The 256-nt window shown below is 62.1% G+C and carries 1 protein-coding gene; it reads right to left on the bottom strand.

Going from position 1 to position 256, the window contains the following annotated elements:
* The coding region (locus ACW9IB_RS29555) for an AMP-binding enzyme (RefSeq protein WP_457416871.1) at nucleotides 1–256 on the bottom strand (256 nt) is incomplete at both ends.

The following is a 256-nucleotide window of genomic DNA, read 5'->3' as shown; positions in this document are numbered from 1 at the left end:
GGCAGCGCCTTGCGGTCGAGCTTGCCGTTGGGACTCAGCGGCATCTGTTCCAGCAACATCCATTGCGCCGGGACCATATAGTCCGGCAGCTGCCGGACCAGGTGCGCACTGAGTACGTCGCGCCAATCCTCGCCGGCGTTTTGCAGTACCAGGTAGCCCACCAGGAACTTGCCGTCGACGGCCAATACGGCGGTTTCACGTACCCAATCGTGTTCCAGCAAACGCGCTTCGATTTCGCCCAGCTCGATACGCAGGC

The organism is Pseudomonas sp. SDO524_S393, from assembly GCF_054071875.1.
The sequence above is the reverse complement of the archived record's forward strand: the minus strand, read 5'-3'. Positions and strand labels throughout refer to the sequence as shown.